The sequence below is a fragment of the Caballeronia sp. S22 genome, assembly GCF_964261745.1.
Taxonomy (GTDB): domain Bacteria; phylum Pseudomonadota; class Gammaproteobacteria; order Burkholderiales; family Burkholderiaceae; genus Caballeronia; species Caballeronia jiangsuensis.
The window spans coordinates 444355-459364 of the sequence record NZ_OZ180038.1; the positions used below are offsets into that span (position 1 = coordinate 444355).

At 64.1% G+C, this 15010-nt stretch carries 10 protein-coding genes; 3 read left to right on the top strand and 7 right to left on the bottom strand.

Translation table 11 applies throughout. From position 1 onward, the window contains the following. Window positions 1–71 precede the first annotated feature (71 nt). The 7 genes from ACEN42_RS28740 to ACEN42_RS28770 all read right to left on the bottom strand — a co-directional run bounded on the left by ACEN42_RS28740 (window position 72) and on the right by ACEN42_RS28770 (window position 8339). Window positions 72–1733: a cation acetate symporter gene (locus ACEN42_RS28740; RefSeq protein ID WP_371883881.1), complete on the bottom strand. Its 1662-nt coding sequence runs from the start codon at window positions 1731–1733 to the stop codon at window positions 72–74. Then, window positions 1730–2035 carry a DUF485 domain-containing protein gene (locus ACEN42_RS28745; protein WP_035501389.1) on the bottom strand — a complete coding sequence of 102 codons (306 nt, stop codon included), beginning with the start codon at window positions 2033–2035 and terminating at the stop codon, window positions 1730–1732. Before ACEN42_RS28745 ends, ACEN42_RS28740 begins: the two co-directional genes overlap by 4 nt. Window positions 2036–2288: 253 nt before the next feature. Then, entirely contained in the window at window positions 2289–3056 is a 768-nt protein-coding gene (gene eutC / locus ACEN42_RS28750; protein WP_371883975.1) for an ethanolamine ammonia-lyase subunit EutC, read from the bottom strand. Further along, window positions 3056–4435, bottom strand: a complete 1380-nt coding sequence (locus tag ACEN42_RS28755; RefSeq protein WP_238288738.1) for an ethanolamine ammonia-lyase subunit EutB — start codon at window positions 4433–4435, stop codon at window positions 3056–3058. Before ACEN42_RS28755 ends, eutC begins: the two co-directional genes overlap by 1 nt. Continuing rightward, window positions 4432–5583, bottom strand: coding sequence for a branched-chain amino acid ABC transporter substrate-binding protein (locus ACEN42_RS28760; RefSeq protein ID WP_371883882.1), 1152 nt, complete (start codon window positions 5581–5583; stop codon window positions 4432–4434). Before ACEN42_RS28760 ends, ACEN42_RS28755 begins: the two co-directional genes overlap by 4 nt. Window positions 5584–5679: 96 nt before the next feature. Then, entirely contained in the window at window positions 5680–6912 is a 1233-nt protein-coding gene (locus ACEN42_RS28765) for an NAD(P)/FAD-dependent oxidoreductase (protein WP_371883883.1), read from the bottom strand. Continuing rightward, window positions 6912–8339, bottom strand: coding sequence for an amino acid permease (locus ACEN42_RS28770; protein WP_371883884.1), 1428 nt, complete (start codon window positions 8337–8339; stop codon window positions 6912–6914). Before ACEN42_RS28770 ends, ACEN42_RS28765 begins: the two co-directional genes overlap by 1 nt. Window positions 8340–8638: 299 nt before the next feature. On the opposite strand from ACEN42_RS28770, the gene ACEN42_RS28775 reads away from it, so the two are divergent. From ACEN42_RS28775 to ACEN42_RS28785, 3 genes are all read left to right on the top strand, one after another. Beyond that, window positions 8639–10048, top strand: a complete 1410-nt coding sequence (locus ACEN42_RS28775) for a PLP-dependent aminotransferase family protein (RefSeq protein WP_371883885.1) — start codon at window positions 8639–8641, stop codon at window positions 10046–10048. A 451-nt stretch (window positions 10049–10499) separates the two neighbouring features. Next, window positions 10500–11744, top strand: coding sequence for an efflux RND transporter periplasmic adaptor subunit (locus ACEN42_RS28780; RefSeq protein WP_238211102.1), 1245 nt, complete (start codon window positions 10500–10502; stop codon window positions 11742–11744). 44 nt (window positions 11745–11788) lie between these two features. Then, entirely contained in the window at window positions 11789–15010 is a 3222-nt protein-coding gene (locus ACEN42_RS28785) for an efflux RND transporter permease subunit (RefSeq protein WP_187604007.1), read from the top strand.

The following is a 15010-nucleotide window of genomic DNA, read 5'->3' on the forward strand; positions in this document are numbered from 1 at the left end:
CGCGCCCGGCATCTCCGGTATACGAATCGCGCCGGCGGCGGCGCATCGGAGAACGCGCCGCCGTCAGGACTTCAGTGGCTCGCGCCCTCCACCGCGCCGATGCCCGTCTCCGAGCGAACCGTCTGTGCTTCGAAGCCGGCCTTGTCGATGCGCGAACGCGCGGATTTGTCGGTCACCGAGAAGAGCCAGATGCCGATGAAGCCGATCGCCATCGAGAACAGCGCGGGCGATGCATACGGGAACGGCGCGCTCGCGTAGTGGAACACATCGACCCACACGGCCTTCGAGAGCACCGTCATCGCGACCGCCGAGAACAGACCGAGGAAGCCGCCGATCGCCGCGCCGCGCGTCGTGCAGCCGCGCCACAGGACCGACATGAACAGCACCGGGAAGTTGGCCGACGCCGCCACCGCGAACGCGAGCGACACCATGAACGCGATGTTCTGCTTCTCGAACACGATGCCGAGCACCACCGCGACGATGCCGAGCACGATCGTCGTGATACGCGACACCTTCAGTTCGCTCTTGCTCGACGCCTGGCCCTTCTTGAACACGGTTGCATAGAGATCATGCGACACCGCCGACGCGCCCGCGAGCGTCAGCCCCGCGACGACCGCGAGAATGGTTGCAAACGCCACTGCCGAGATGAAGCCGAGGAACACGTTGCCGCCGACCGCGTTCGCCAGATGCACCGCCGCCATGTTCGTGCCGCCGAGCAGCTTGCCGCCCGCATCCTTGAACATCGGATTGGTGCTCACCAGCACGATCGCGCCGAAGCCGATGATGAACGTGAGAATGTAGAAATAGCCGATCCACGTCGTCGCCCAGAACACCGACTTGCGCGCTTCCTTCGCGTTGGGCACGGTGAAGAAGCGCATCAGGATGTGCGGCAGACCGGCCGTGCCGAACATCAGCGCAATGCCGAAGGAGATCGCCGAGATCGGGTCCTTGATGAAGTTGCCCGGACCCATGATCGATTCCTTCTTCTCGTGCACCTCGACTGCCTTCGCAAAGAGCGCCTCGGGGCTGAAGTGGAATTGCCACAGCACCATGAACGCCATGAACGAAGCGCCCGCGAGCAGCAGACACGCCTTGATGATCTGCACCCACGTCGTCGCCGTCATGCCGCCGAAGAGCACGTACACCATCATCAGCGCGCCGACGATCACCACCGCGATCCAGTATTCGAGGCCGAACAACAGCTTGATGAGTTGTCCCGCGCCGACCATCTGCGCGATCAGATAGAACGCCACGACGACGAGCGTGCCCGACGCGGCGAACGCGCGAATCGGCGTCTGCTTGAAGCGGTATGCGGCGACATCGGCGAAGGTGAAGCGGCCGAGATTGCGCAGGCGCTCGGCCATCAGGAACGTGATGATCGGCCAGCCGACGAGAAAGCCGATCGAATAGATGAGGCCGTCGTAACCATTGCTGTAGACCGCCGCCGAAATGCCAAGAAACGAGGCCGCCGACATGAAATCGCCTGCGATCGCAAGCCCGTTCTGAAAGCCCGTGATGCCGCCGCCCGCGGTATAGAACTCGGCGGCCGAGCGCGTCTTCTTCGCGGCCCATTTGGTGATGAAGAGCGTCGCGATCACGAACGCGATGAACATGCAGATCGCGGTCCAGTTGGTCGCCTGCTTCACCGCCTGACCGAGATCGCCGCCTGCGGCGAAGGCGCTGGAGGAAGCCGCGACGAGCGCGCCCGATGCGAAGATATGTTGCGGCTTCATGCGGCCTCCCGCTTGATCTTGTCCGTGAGTTCGTCGTACGTGCTGTTGGCATGGCGCACGTAGAGACCCGTTATCACGACCGTGAAGACGATCACGAACAGGCCGATAGGCATGCCCCAGGTCATCACGCCCGCGCCCATCTTCGCGGCGAGCAGATCCTTGTCGAACGCGATCAGCAACACGTAGCCGTAGTACACGACCAGCACGAGCGCGGTCAGCGTCCAGCCGAGCTTCGAGCGTTTTCGCACCAGTTCGCCGTATGCGGCGCTCGACTTGATTTTTTCTACGATCTTGAGATCCATTTCCGTCTCCTGCATGAATGTCTCTTTTCTGCGTGCGAAAACGCCCGCGTTCGGCGCGGCGCGCGAACGGTCAGCGATGCGTATGAATAAGAACATCCCCGGACGGGGACGTCATGCAATGCCCTCGCGCATACTTTTCAGGCGAGTTTTTGCTTTCGATGCGCTGGAGACTAAGGTAAAAGCGTCCGCTTACCCGTTTCTTACGCGAGGCACTTTCTTTCGACGGGGTTTACGCGAAGCATCGGGTGCGCAGTCATGCGCGCGACAGGCGATCGATCGTTCGCCCGGGCAGCGTTATCGCGCTGTCGTCCTTCAGAAGAACGCCCGTCAGCTTGCGCGAGCGCGCCTCGTTCAGGAGCCACGCGAGCTTGAACGCGGCTGCATCGTAGGGCAGTCCTTCAGGGCGGACGTTCGATATGCAGTTGCGCTCCGCATCGCTGCGACTCGGACGCGGATCGTACGTCACATACACGCCGAGACTCGCCGGAGAACTGAGCCCCGGTCTTTCGCCGATCAGCACGGCAACGATGCGCGCCTTCAGGATCGACCCGATGCAATCGCCGAGCGCCACGCGCGCCTGCGTCGCGATGACGACAGGACCGATGCGCCAGCCGTCGAGCCGCGCGACGGTTCTTTCGATGAGCGCGATCGCGTGCGTCGATGCCGCGTTCGATGAAAGTCCATCGGCGATGACGAACACGAGGTCCGTGTCCTTCGTGTGCGATTCGAGTTGTGTCGCGCTCGTCTCGTTCAGGCGGCGTCCGAGATCGGGACGCCGCAAGTAGACATCGCGCGAGGGCGCGGCGCTGCAAACCGTGGCGCTCTCGAATCCCTTCGACGTCAGTTCGTCCTGCAATGCCGGGACATCGAGCGGCCGATGCACCGCGTCGCGCGCCTGCGCGTGCGCGAGATTGAACGCGAGCAGCGGCGCGGTCGGCACGCTGCTGCCCGCGCGTCCGAGCGCAATGCGCGCATCGGTGAAGCGGCGCAACGCTTCCCACGGATTCGCGCTGACTTTCATCACGCCCTCATCCAGTCGATCAGCGCGGGCCATTGCGTCTGTTCCCTCAGCATGCCGCGCGCATTCGTGATCTGGATCGCCTGCAGCCACGCTTCGAACTCGGGCGCGCGTTTCAGGCCGAGCACATCGCGCACATAGAGCGCGTCATGAAACGAGGTGCTCTGATAGTTCAGCATCACGTCGTCGGCGCCGGGCACGCCCATGATGAAGTTCACGTTGGCCGCGCCGAGCAGCGTGAGCAGCGTGTCCATGTCGTCCTGATCGGCTTCCGCGTGATTCGTGTAGCAGACGTCGCAACCCATCGGCACGCCAAGCAGCTTCGCGCAGAAATGATCTTCGAGGCCCGCGCGAATGATCTGCTTGCCGTCGTAGAGATACTCCGGACCGATGAAGCCCACCACTGTATTCACGAGAAACGGATTGAACCTGCGCGCCACCGCATAGGCGCGCGCTTCGCACGTCTGCTGATCCACGCCGTGATGCGCGTTCGCGGACAGCGCGCTGCCCTGCCCCGTCTCGAAGTACATGAGATTCTCGCCGACGGTCCCGCGCTTCAACGACAATCCCGCTTCATACGCTTCCTGCAGCAACGCGATGGAGATGCCGAACGATGCGTTCGCCTTCTGCGTGCCCGCGATCGACTGAAACACGAGATCGACCGGCGCGCCCTGCTCCATCGCCGCGAGCGTGTTGGTCACGTGGGTCAGCACGCAGGTCTGCGTCGGCACGTCGTAGCGTTCGCGAAACGCGTCCATCATCGCGAGCAGCTTGCCGATCGCCTGCGGCGAATCCGATGCGGGATTGATGCCGATCATCGCGTCGCCGCAGCCGTACATGAGGCCGTCGATCATCGATGCGGCGATGCCCTGCACATCGTCGGTCGGATGATTCGGCTGAAGGCGCACCGACATGTGTCCGGGCAAGCCGACCGTGTTCCTGAAGCGCGTGACGACCGGGCGCTTCTTCGCGGCGAGGATGAGGTCCTGATTGCGCATCAGCTTCGATACCGCCGCGACCATCTCCGGCGTGAGCCCCTGCGACACCGCGACGAGCGCGGCGGTATCGGTCGAATCGGCCAGCAGCCATTCGCGGAACTCGCCGACCGTGAGATGCGACACGGCGGCGAATGCTTCCTTCGAATGTTCGTCGATGATGAGGCGCGTGACTTCGTCGTCTTCGTACGGGATCAACGCTTCTTCGATGAACGCGCGCAGCGGCACCGCCGACAAGGCCAGCTTCGCCGCCGCGCGCTCTTCTTCCGTCGCCGCGGCGATGCCCGCGAGTTCATCGCCGGAACGTCGCGGACTCGCCTTCGCGAGCAGCGTCGCGAGATCGTCGAAACGATACGTGCGAACGCCTACGGTTTCGCTGAAGCTCATACGCCGCTTCCGCCGACTGTCTTCAAACTCTTCCATTGCCCCTGCTCGACCTGAAAGAGCGTATAGGGCGGCTTGATCAGATCGCCGTACGGATCGAACGATATCTTGCCGGTCACGCCCGTCACGTTGACCTTCGCGAGCGCCTCGACGATCTTGCCGCGATCGAGCGAATTCGCATCGTGGATGGCCTTGATCATCGCGAGCGCGGCATCGTAGGCGAAAGGCGCATACAACTCGACATCCTGATTGAAGCGCGCCTTGTAGCGCTTGCCGAACTCCTGCGCGGAAGGCAGCTTGTCGAGCGCGGGACCGGGTTCGAGATCCTGCGTGCCGTTGCCCGACGTGCCCGCTATCTGAAGGAACGCATTGCTCTTCAGCGCGCCCGCGCCGAAGAGTTGCGTCGTCATGCCGAGCGAGCGCATCTGCTTGACGAGCATCGCGCCCTGTTCATCGAGACCGCCGAAGAAGATCAGATCGACGTTCTGGCTCTTCATAGTCGTGAGAATGGCGCGGAAGTCCACGGCCTTGTCGTTGGTGTATTCACGCGCGACGACCTTGCCGTTCGCCTCCTTCACGCCCTTCTCGAACGAATCGGTGAGACCTTGCCCGAACGCGGTGCGATCGTCGATGATGCCGATGCGCTTCGGCTTCATCTGCTCCACGACGAAGCGCCCCGCCACCACGCCGCCCACGCCGTCATGGCCCATCGTGCGAAACACGTTCTTGAAGCCCTGCTTCGTGAGTTGCGGGTTCGTCGAGCCGGGCGTGATCATCGCGACATTCGCCTGATGATAGACCGTCGAGGCCGGAATGCTGCAACCGGAGTTGTAATGCCCGATCACGCCGACGATGCCGCTATCCACCGCTTTCTGCGCGACCTGAATCGCGACGCGCGGATCGGCCTGATCGTCGTACACCTCCAGTTCGAACTTGACGGGCTTGCCGCCGACGGTCGGATGCTTCGCGTTCTCTTCATCGATCGCGAGTTGCGCACCGTACTGCAAATCCTTGCCGACGCGCGCGACCGGCCCCGTCAACGGCCCGACGAAGCCGATCTTCACGACTTCGGGATCGGCGGCCCACGACATCGGCATATGCGCGGCAAGCACGCCTGCGGCAAGGCTCGAAAGCAAAAAGCGGCGGTTCATGTTCGTGCTCCACATGGTTGGACGTCGCGCCAGTTTTCATACGGCCCGCTCGCGGCGCGACACCGCGAACAGGTCTCATGCGAATGCGTGCCGCGCTCAGTGAAAGCGCGACGCGCGATAGCTCGCGAGATCGAGCGGCGGTGCGCGCCGCGCGATCAGATCGGCGACGATGCGTCCGCTCACGCCCGCGAGCGTCAACCCGAGATGCTGATGCCCGAACGCATACACAACACGCTCGCTCGCCTTCGACGCGCCGATCACCGGCACACCATCAGGCAATGTGGGACGAAAGCCGAGCCATTCGCGGTCCGGCGCGCCGAGCGCGGGCAACGCGCGCTTCGACGACACGGTCACGAGATCGAGCAGCGCGCGGTTGCGCGTTTCGCTGAAGCCCGCGAGCTCGACCGTGCCCGCGACGCGGATGCCATCGCTCATCGGCGTCATGTAGAAGCCGCGCTCCGCCCAGCCGCACGGCCGCGATATCAGGTTCGACGCCGATGCATAACGAACGTGATAACCGCGCTCGGTATCGAGCGGAACGTCGTCGCCGCATTGATGCGCGAACTCGCGCGAGCGCGCGCCCGTCGCGACGACGACATGATCGAAGCGGCGCGCATCGCCGTTCACGCGCAATGAAACGCCCTGCGCGTCCGGTTCTATCGCGTCCACCTTCGCGCGCTCAAGTTGCGCACCGCGCGCCGCAAGCCGTTCATACAAGGCCTCCAGAAAACCGGCGGGATCGGTGAAATGCCAGCTATCGCGAAACAGCACGCCGCGCGCGAAGATCGGCGCGAGCTGCGGTTCGAGTTCGCGGATCGCGCCGCTTTCGAGCACGTCGAAGCTCACGCCGAGCCGTTCGCGAAGGCTGAGCGAATCGCGCGATGCATCGAACGATGCGGCGCTCGAATAGAGATACAGACACTCGCGCGGCTTCACGAAACGCGCGAGACCGTCTTCTTCGAGCAAGGGCGCATAGCCTTCCTGCGCACGCGAGAGCAGCGCCGACAACGCCTGCGCGCTCGCTTCGAAGTTCGCGCGCCGCGAGCTCATCAGAAAGCGCGCGAGCCACGGCGCGAGTTGCGGCAGATAGCTCCAGCGCAATCTGAACGGGCTGTCGTTCGATAACAGAAAGCGCGGGATATCGCGGAACACGGACGGATTGTTCACCGGCACGCATCCGTACGGCGCGAAGGTGCCCGCGTTGCCGAACGACGCGCCCTGCGCCACGCCCGACGGATCGAACAGCGTGACGCCGTGACCGTCGCGCATGAGCCAGGCCGCGCTCGCCATGCCGATGAACCCCGCGCCGATGATCGCCACATTCGACATCAGTCACGCCCCTTCCATGCAAGCTCGCCTTCATGCGACAGAAAACCCGTCGCCGATTCGCTCTCTTCCTGACGACGATGATGCTTCGCCGCGAACAGGTACGCCGCCGATGCCACCGCGAGACTTGCGAGGCTCGCCATCAGTTGCGGACGCAGTTCGCGGTCCGCGCCCATCGCCGCGAGCACGCCCACGATCGCGATGACCACCGCATACGATAGCCACGGAAAGAGCCACATCTTGAGCGTGAGACGCTCGGGCGCTTCTTTCTGGATGCGTCGGCGGATGCGGATCTGCGCGAGCGCCGTCGCGAGATAGACGAACAGCATCACCGCGCCCGATGCGTTCACGAGGAACAGGAACACGCCCTGCGGCGACACGATCGCCGCGACAATCGCGACATAGCCGACCACGCTCGACAGCAGCACCGCGAGACGCGGCACCTTCTGCGGCGTGAGCCCGAGCAGCGACTTCGGCGCATCGCCGCGTTCGGCGAGACGGAACAGAATGCGCGACGACACATACAGGCCCGAGTTCAGCGCGGACAACACGGCGACGAGCACGATCGCGTTCATGATGTCGGCGGCGTAGGGAATGCGCATCGTCTCCAGTGCGGCAACGAACGGCGAATGCCCCGTCACGATGCTGCCCCACGGCACGATGCACGCGATCAGGAACAGCGAGCCGACATAGAACGTGATGACGCGCAGGATCACCGAGCGCGTCATGGCGGCGACGCTCTTCGCGGGATCGTCGGATTCGGCAGCGGCGATGGTCGCGATTTCCGCGCCGCCGACCGCGAAGATCACGGTCGGCACGGCGGCGAACACGGACATCGCGCCGAACGGGAGAAAGCCGCGATTGCCGGTGAGATGCGTAACCGCGCTGCCCGTGTGCCCGAAGCCGAGCAGATAGCCCGCGCCGATCGCGATGAACACGATGATCGCCGCGACCTTGATCGACGCGAACCAGAACTCGAATTCGCCGTACGACTTGACCGAGAGCAGGTTGATCACGGTCATCACGGACAAGAGCACGAGGCCGATGACCCAGACCGGCGCCGGTATCCAGCGCTGCAATATCGCGGCGCCCGCAACGGCCTCCACCGCGACCACGATCACCCAGAAGTACCAGTAGAGCCAGCCGCTCGTGAAGCCGGCCCAGTTGCCGAGGCCGATGCGCGCGTATTCGGTGAACGAGCCGACGCCGGGCACGGCGAGCGCCATTTCGCCGAGCATGCGCATGACCATCAGCACGACGATGCCGGCGACGAGATACGACACGCACGCCGCCGGGCCGACTGTCGCGAGCGTCGCGCTGCTGCCGACGAACAGCCCGGCGCCGATGATGCCGCCGAGCGCGATCATCGTGACGTGACGCTGGCGCAACGCCGCGCCGAGCTTGGGTTGAGAGGTTTGAGGCAAGGACATCGGGGAAATCTCCTGCGGACAAAGATCGGATGAATCGGACGCGCGGCTGATGCAAAAACCCAGCGCACACCAGACAAACTCTGATACTAGAATCACACAAGATTTTTTTGTGTGCAATTAAAAACGCTATTGTGTGGTGATGGGATTTTCCCTGAGTGCGGCTGGAGCGGGTCTTGCAGAAGCGCTCCAACGCGCGTTGGCGCTTACGCGGGCATTGCATCGCGGCCACTCTGGGTTAGAATCGCCTGACTTCCGCACAAATCGCGGACAAAGCATCGTTTGTATGGAGACAGAGATTCATGGCTTCCGACAAGGATCAGACGCTGACCGCGAACGGCGAAGGCGACGGCGCGACCAAGCGATCGACCTATATCGAGGTATCCAGCTCCATCGAGAAGGAAATCCGCAGCGGCGTCTATCCGCCCGGCAGCCGTCTGCCGCCGCAACGGCAACTGGCGAGCGACCTGGGCATCAATGTGTCCACGGTGTCGCGCGCGTACAAGGAATTGCAGTTGCGCGGCCTCGTGATCGGCAGCAAGCGGCGCGGCTCGCTCGTGACCGGCGGCGCGATGCCGAGCGTCGAGACGCCGCCCGCGAGTTCGGGCAGCGCGGTCATCGACCTGACGGTGAACCGGCCCGCGACCGGCGAATTCCTCGCCTGCCTCGCGCGCACGCTGGGCGAGTTGCCGCGCGATCCGCGCTTCGCGCAGTTGCAGGAATATCAGCCGCCGCAGGGCCCTTCATGGGCGCGCGCCGCCGGCGCGCGCTGGATGAGCGCGCCGGGCTTCGCGCCCACCGCGGATCAGGTCGTCGTCACGAGCGGCGCGCAGCACGGCCTGTACGCGGTGCTCAACAGCCTGATCGGCACGGATGGCGTGATCCTCGCGGATCAGCTCACGTATTACGGGCTGAAAGCGCTCGCGCCGGTGTTCCAGTTCGAGATCGTGGGCATTCCGAGCGACCGCGACGGCCTGCTCATCGACGAGGTCGAGCGCGTGTGCAGGCGCATGCCGGTGAAGGCGATCTTCACGGTGCCGAATCTGCAGAATCCCACCGTCACGACGATGAGCCTCGAACGGCGCATGGCGCTCGTCGATGTCGCGCGGCGGCATGGCGTGGCGATCATCGAGGACGATGTGTACGGCCCGCTCGTCGCGCAACGCCTGCCGACGCTCGCGAGCCTGTGCCCCGAGCTGACGTTCCACATCTCGGCGACCTCGAAGATACTCGCGCCCGGCTTGCGGCTCGGCTATCTGCTGAGCCCGCAGGACAATTCGGCGCTTTGTGCGGAGGCCGTGCGCACGACGGCATGGATGCCCGCTCCGCTATCGATGCTGATTGCCGCCGTCTGGATGGAGGATGGCACCGCGCAGCACATCATGAACGCGCAGCTCGCCGAGATTCGCGCGCGGCATGATCTCGCGCGCGAGTTGCTGCCGCAGGATCTCCTTCAGTCCGATCCGGCCTGCATGTTCGTCTGGCTGAAGCTGCCGCTGCCGTGGCGCGCCGACGATTTCGCGGCGAACGCGAAGGCGCGCGGCGTGGTGGTGATGCCGTCGTCGGCGTTCGCGGTGGACCGCTCGGAGATCGAGCATGGCGTGCGCATCAATCTCGCGTGCGCCGAAAGCCGCGATCAGCTCGTCAGCGGCCTGAGAATGCTCGCGGGTACGTTGAGGGACCGGCCGCGGGCGCTGTTCGGGCACCTGTGACAAGCAGCACGCCGGCCAAATTCCGGCACGCCCGTTCGACAGACTGCCAAGCAATCCATAGCTTCCCGCCGCAGCCGGCGATCCCGTCGGCCTGCAAACCAAAGCCAGCAGTAATTGCTGCGCGTCCCGATCCGCCGCCTCAGTCGAAATGGCATTAAACGCTATAGCGTTTTCATCCGTATTCGGCTATTAGTAGACACGTCACGCAACACAGTGGCGAAACAATGAGCATCTCTGGCTATAACTCGACCGCCAAAACCGGAGGCAGCTACGACACATCAAAAGCATCAGGCTCGCGCTCGCTGACGTCGCCAAAGATTCCTGTCCCGCGATTTCATCGCACGGCGAAGGCACGCCTTCGCTGAAACGCAACCGCGAGCATGTCGTGGCGAGGCGCCTTCCCGGGCGCGCTCGCTCATCAACGATCGGCCATCCCAAGAGGGAGGCGCCTATGGCGTTCGTGTCGGAACAGATGCTGGACTGCTGCTCGTTCGCTCAACCGTCGCGCCCGATGCGCGCGTTGCGTCTCGTCGCTGTCGCCACGATGGCGTCGCTTGCGCTCGTGGCGTGCAAGAAGCCGCCGCCCGAAGCGCAGAAGCCCGCCGTCGATGTCACTGTCGTGACCGTCGCCGCGCAGTCGACGCCCGTCGAATTCGAATTCACCGCGCAGACGCAGAGTTCGCGCGAGGTCGAGATACGCGCACGCGTCGACGGCTTCCTGGAAAAGCGCATGTACACGGAAGGCTCGCTCGTCCAGGCCGGGCAGGTGATGTTCCTCATGGACAAACGCCCCTTCGAAGCCGCGCTGCAGACCGCGAAGGGTTCGCTCGCGCAGCAGGATGCGCGCCTCCTCGTCACACAGCAGAATCTCTCGCGCGTGAAGCCGCTCGCCGCGATGAACGCGTTGAGCAAGAAAGATCTCGACGACGCAGTCGGCAACGAGAAGAGCGCGCAGGCCGCCGTCATCGCCGCGAAAGGCGAGGTGCAGACCGCGGAGCTCAATCTGAGCTACACGACGATCCGCTCGCCGCTCAAGGGCCTGTCCAGCTTCGCGCACGTGCAGGAAGGCAGCTACGTGACGCCGACGCAATCGGGCCTGCTCACCTCCGTCTATCAGCTCGACCCGATGTGGGTGAACTTCAGCATCTCGGAGAACGAGTTGCTGAAGTATCGCGAGCAGATCAAGACGGGCCAGTTGCACTTTCCGCCTGACAACAAGTTCGATGTGGTCGTCATTCAGGCCGATGGCTCGGTCTTTCCGCAGACCGGCCGCATCGACTTCACGAATCCGGCGTTCAGCACGGAGACGGGCACGTTCCTCGTGCGCGCGGTGTTCGCCAATCCGCAGGGCACGCTGCGGCCCGGGCAGTTCGTGAAGGCGCGCGTTGTGGGCGCGGTGCGGCCCAACGCCATTCTCCTGCCGCAGCGCGCCGTGCTGCAGGGCGCGAAGAGCCACTTCGTGTGGGTGCTCGACGAGCAATCGAAGCCGCACCAGCGTGTGGTCGAAGTCGGCGAATGGCACGGCGACGACTGGTTCATCACGAGCGGCCTGAAGGCGGGCGAGCGCGTCATCGTCGATGGCGCGATCCGGGTCAGCGCGGATTCGCAGATTCGCGTTTCGGCCGCACCCGCGGCGCCGGCGTCGGGCGCGCAGGAGGCGTCGGCCGGGCAAACGAAGAGCGCAGGCGAAAAGTGATTTGATCTGACGTCTATCGGAAGCATGTCGCGCGGAAGAGGCCAATGAACATTTCACATTTCTGCATTGACCGTCCGATTTTCGCGTCGGTCATATCGATCGTCATCACGCTGGGCGGCGCGCTGTGCATGCTTGCGCTGCCCACCGCGCAGTATCCCGACATCACGCCGCCGCAGATCACGATCTCCGCGACCTATCCGGGCGCGAGCGCGGACGTGGTCGCGAACAACGTCGCCGCGCCGATCGAGCAGCAGGTCAACGGCGCGGACAACATGATCTACATGAGCTCGTCGAGTTCGTCGACGGGCAATCTGACGATCAACGCCTACTTCCAGATCGGCACCAACCCGGAGCTCGCGCAGGTCGACGTGCAGAACCGCGTGAATCTCGCGCTGCCGCAACTGCCGCAATCGGTGACCGCGCAGGGCGTGCAGGTGCAGAAGAAGTCGCAGGCTTTCATGATGGTCATCGCCATCTATTCGCCCGACGAACGCTATGACGCGACGTATATCGCGAACTACGCGAACGTGTATGTCCTCGACGCGCTCAAGCGCATTCCCGGCGCGAACCAGACGAGTATCTTCGGCACGCCCGATTACGCGATGCGCATCTGGCTCAAACCCGATCGCATGGCGCAGCTCGGCATCACCGCCGCGGACGTGCAGCGCGCGGTGGCGAACCAGAACCAGCAGTTCGCCGTGGGCCGTCTCGGACAATCGCCGACGGGCGCGGCCGTCGAGCAGTCCTTCGCGGTGACGACGACCGGGCGGCTCACCGAGCCCTCCGAGTTCGAGAACATCATCATCCGTGCGCAATCGGGCGGCGCCGCGATCGTGCGCCTGAAGGACGTGGGCCGCGCCGAGCTCGGGCAGAAAGATTATTCGATCCGCAGCCGCTTCCAGGGCAAATCGGCGACGGTGCTCGCCGTGTATCAGCAGCCGGGCGCGAACGCGCTCGACGTGGCGAAGCAGGTGCGCGCGTCGCTCGCCGAGATGAAGAAGACGTTCCCGCAGGGCATCGACTACGAAGTCGCGATGGACACGACGGAGTTCACGCGCGCGTCCATCTCCGACGTGGTGCATACGTTCTTCGAAGCGGTCGTGCTGGTCGTGATCGTCGTGTTCGTGTTCCTGCAAAGCCTGCGCGCCACGCTGATTCCGGTGATCGCGGTGCCGGTGTCGATCGTCGGCACGTTCATGGGCATGGAGGCGCTCGGCTTCTCCATCAACATGCTGACCTTGTTCGGCATGGTGCTCGCGATCGGGATTGTCGTGGACGATGCGATCGTGGTGATCGAGAACGTCGAGCGCAACATGACCGTGCACAAGCTCGATCCGAAGACCGCCGCCAAGAAAGCGATGGACGAAGTGGCGGGGCCGGTCGTCGCCATCGTGCTCGTGCTGTGCGCGGTGTTCGTGCCGGTGGCGTTCCTCTCCGGCATCACGGGGCAGATGTACAAGCAGTTCGCCATCACGATAGCGATCTCGGTGGTGATCTCGGGCATCGTCGCGCTGACCTTGTCGCCCGCGCTCGCCGCGCTGCTGCTCAAACCCGGGCATCACGAGAAAAAAGGCTTTTTCCGCTGGTTCGATGCCCAGTTCCTGCGCATGACGCACGGCTACACGAGCGTCGTGCGGCTCATCATCAAGCGTTTCGCGATTGCGCTGCTGCTCTTCATCGGCATGATCGCGCTCGCCGTCGTCATGATGCGCGACATACCGACCGCGTTCCTGCCGCCGGAAGATCAGGGCTATCTGCTCGGCGCGGTGATCATGCCCGATGCCGCGTCGCTCGACCGCACCGGCGCGGTGTCCGACCGCGTGACCGAGTACTTCATGAAGCAGCCGGCGGTCGGCAGCATTACGACCGTCGATGGCTTCAGCATTCTCGATAGCCAGAACAAGAACAACTCGTCGACGTTCTTCGTCGGCTTCAAGAGTTTCGAGGAACGCTATAAGTCGGCCAATATCCGTACGCAGAACGCGCGCGCGGTGCTCGTCGATGCGTACAAGCACTTGTCGCAGATCAGGGAAGGCATCGTCGTGCCGCTGAATCCGCCGTCGATTCCGGGTCTCGGCACGACCGGCGGCACCGAGATGTGGATTCAGAGCAAGGGCGATGCGACCATCGGGCAGTTCGCCGCCATCGTGGACGATTTCGTCGCCAAGGCCAAGGCGCGCCCGGAACTGACGGGCGTCACCTCGACCTTCAACGCGTCGTCGCAGCAGATGCTCGCCAATGTCGATCGCGACAAGGCCGAAACGCTCGGCGTACCCGTCGAGGACGTCTATAGCGCGATGCAGACGATGTTCGGCTCGCTCTACGTGTCGCAGTTCAACCGGTCGAGCCGGCTCTGGCAGGTGATCTTGCAGGCGGAGCCGCAGTACCGGCTGAAGCCGGACGATCTCACGCAGATTTTCGTGAAGAGCAAGTCCGGCGAGATGGTGCCGCTCAAGGCGATGGTCACGACGCGCTATGTGACGGGCCCCGATCTCATCACGCGTTTCAACAACTTCCCCGCGGTGAAGATCACGGCGAACGCCGCGCCAGGGTACGCGTCCGGACAGGTCATAGACGCGCTGGAAGATATCGCAAGGGGCTTGCCAACGGACTACGGCGTCGGGTGGAGCGGCGAGGCCTACGAAGCGAAGCAGTCGGGCAGTTCGTCGGCGCTCGTCTTCGTGTTCGGCCTGATCATGGTGTTCCTGATCCTCGCGGCGCAATACGAGAAGTGGAGCCTGCCGTTCGGCGTGCTGATGGCGGTGCCGTTCGCGATCTTCGGCGCGCTGCTCGCGATTCTCCTGCGCGGCCTCAACAACGACGTGTATTTCCAGATCGGGCTGACGATGCTCGTCGCGCTCGCGGCGAAGAACGCGATTCTCATCTTCGAGTTCGCCGTGCTGAACCGCGAGGCGGGCGCGTCCGTCTACGACGCGGCGATGACCGCCGCCGAAGAGCGCCTGCGCCCGATCGTGATGACCTCGCTCGCGTTCATTCTCGGCTGCGTGCCGCTCGCGATCGCGACGGGCGCATCCGCGAACAGCCGGCATTCCATCGGCACGGGCGTGATCGGCGGGATGCTCGGCGCGACCGTCATCGCCGTGTTCTTCATCCCGATGTTCTTCTGGGGACTGGAAACGATGTCCTCGCGCTCGAAGAAAAAGAAAGCCGACGAAGCGCCCGCCGCCACCGATGCGAAGCCGTCCCAGAACGCATCGGGAAGCGGTTCGAATGCCTCGCCGTCCGCCCCGGACAAGGGAGACTGA

Excerpts from the sequence above, each read along its gene's own strand:
- ACEN42_RS28740 (WP_371883881.1), bottom strand. The coding sequence starts at position 1,733 with ATGAAGCCGCAACATATCTTCGCATCGGGCGCGCTCGTCGCGGCTTCC.
- ACEN42_RS28745 (WP_035501389.1), bottom strand. The coding sequence starts at position 2,035 with ATGGATCTCAAGATCGTAGAAAAAATCAAGTCGAGCGCCGCATACGGC.
- eutC (WP_371883975.1), bottom strand. The coding sequence starts at position 3,056 with ATGAAAGTCAGCGCGAATCCGTGGGAAGCGTTGCGCCGCTTCACCGAT.
- ACEN42_RS28755 (WP_238288738.1), bottom strand. The coding sequence starts at position 4,435 with ATGAGCTTCAGCGAAACCGTAGGCGTTCGCACGTATCGTTTCGACGAT.
- ACEN42_RS28760 (WP_371883882.1), bottom strand. The coding sequence starts at position 5,583 with ATGAACCGCCGCTTTTTGCTTTCGAGCCTTGCCGCAGGCGTGCTTGCC.
- ACEN42_RS28765 (WP_371883883.1), bottom strand. The coding sequence starts at position 6,912 with ATGTCGAATGTGGCGATCATCGGCGCGGGGTTCATCGGCATGGCGAGC.
- ACEN42_RS28770 (WP_371883884.1), bottom strand. The coding sequence starts at position 8,339 with ATGTCCTTGCCTCAAACCTCTCAACCCAAGCTCGGCGCGGCGTTGCGC.
- ACEN42_RS28775 (WP_371883885.1), top strand. The coding sequence starts at position 8,639 with ATGGCTTCCGACAAGGATCAGACGCTGACCGCGAACGGCGAAGGCGAC.
- ACEN42_RS28780 (WP_238211102.1), top strand. The coding sequence starts at position 10,500 with ATGGCGTTCGTGTCGGAACAGATGCTGGACTGCTGCTCGTTCGCTCAA.
- ACEN42_RS28785 (WP_187604007.1), top strand. The coding sequence starts at position 11,789 with ATGAACATTTCACATTTCTGCATTGACCGTCCGATTTTCGCGTCGGTC.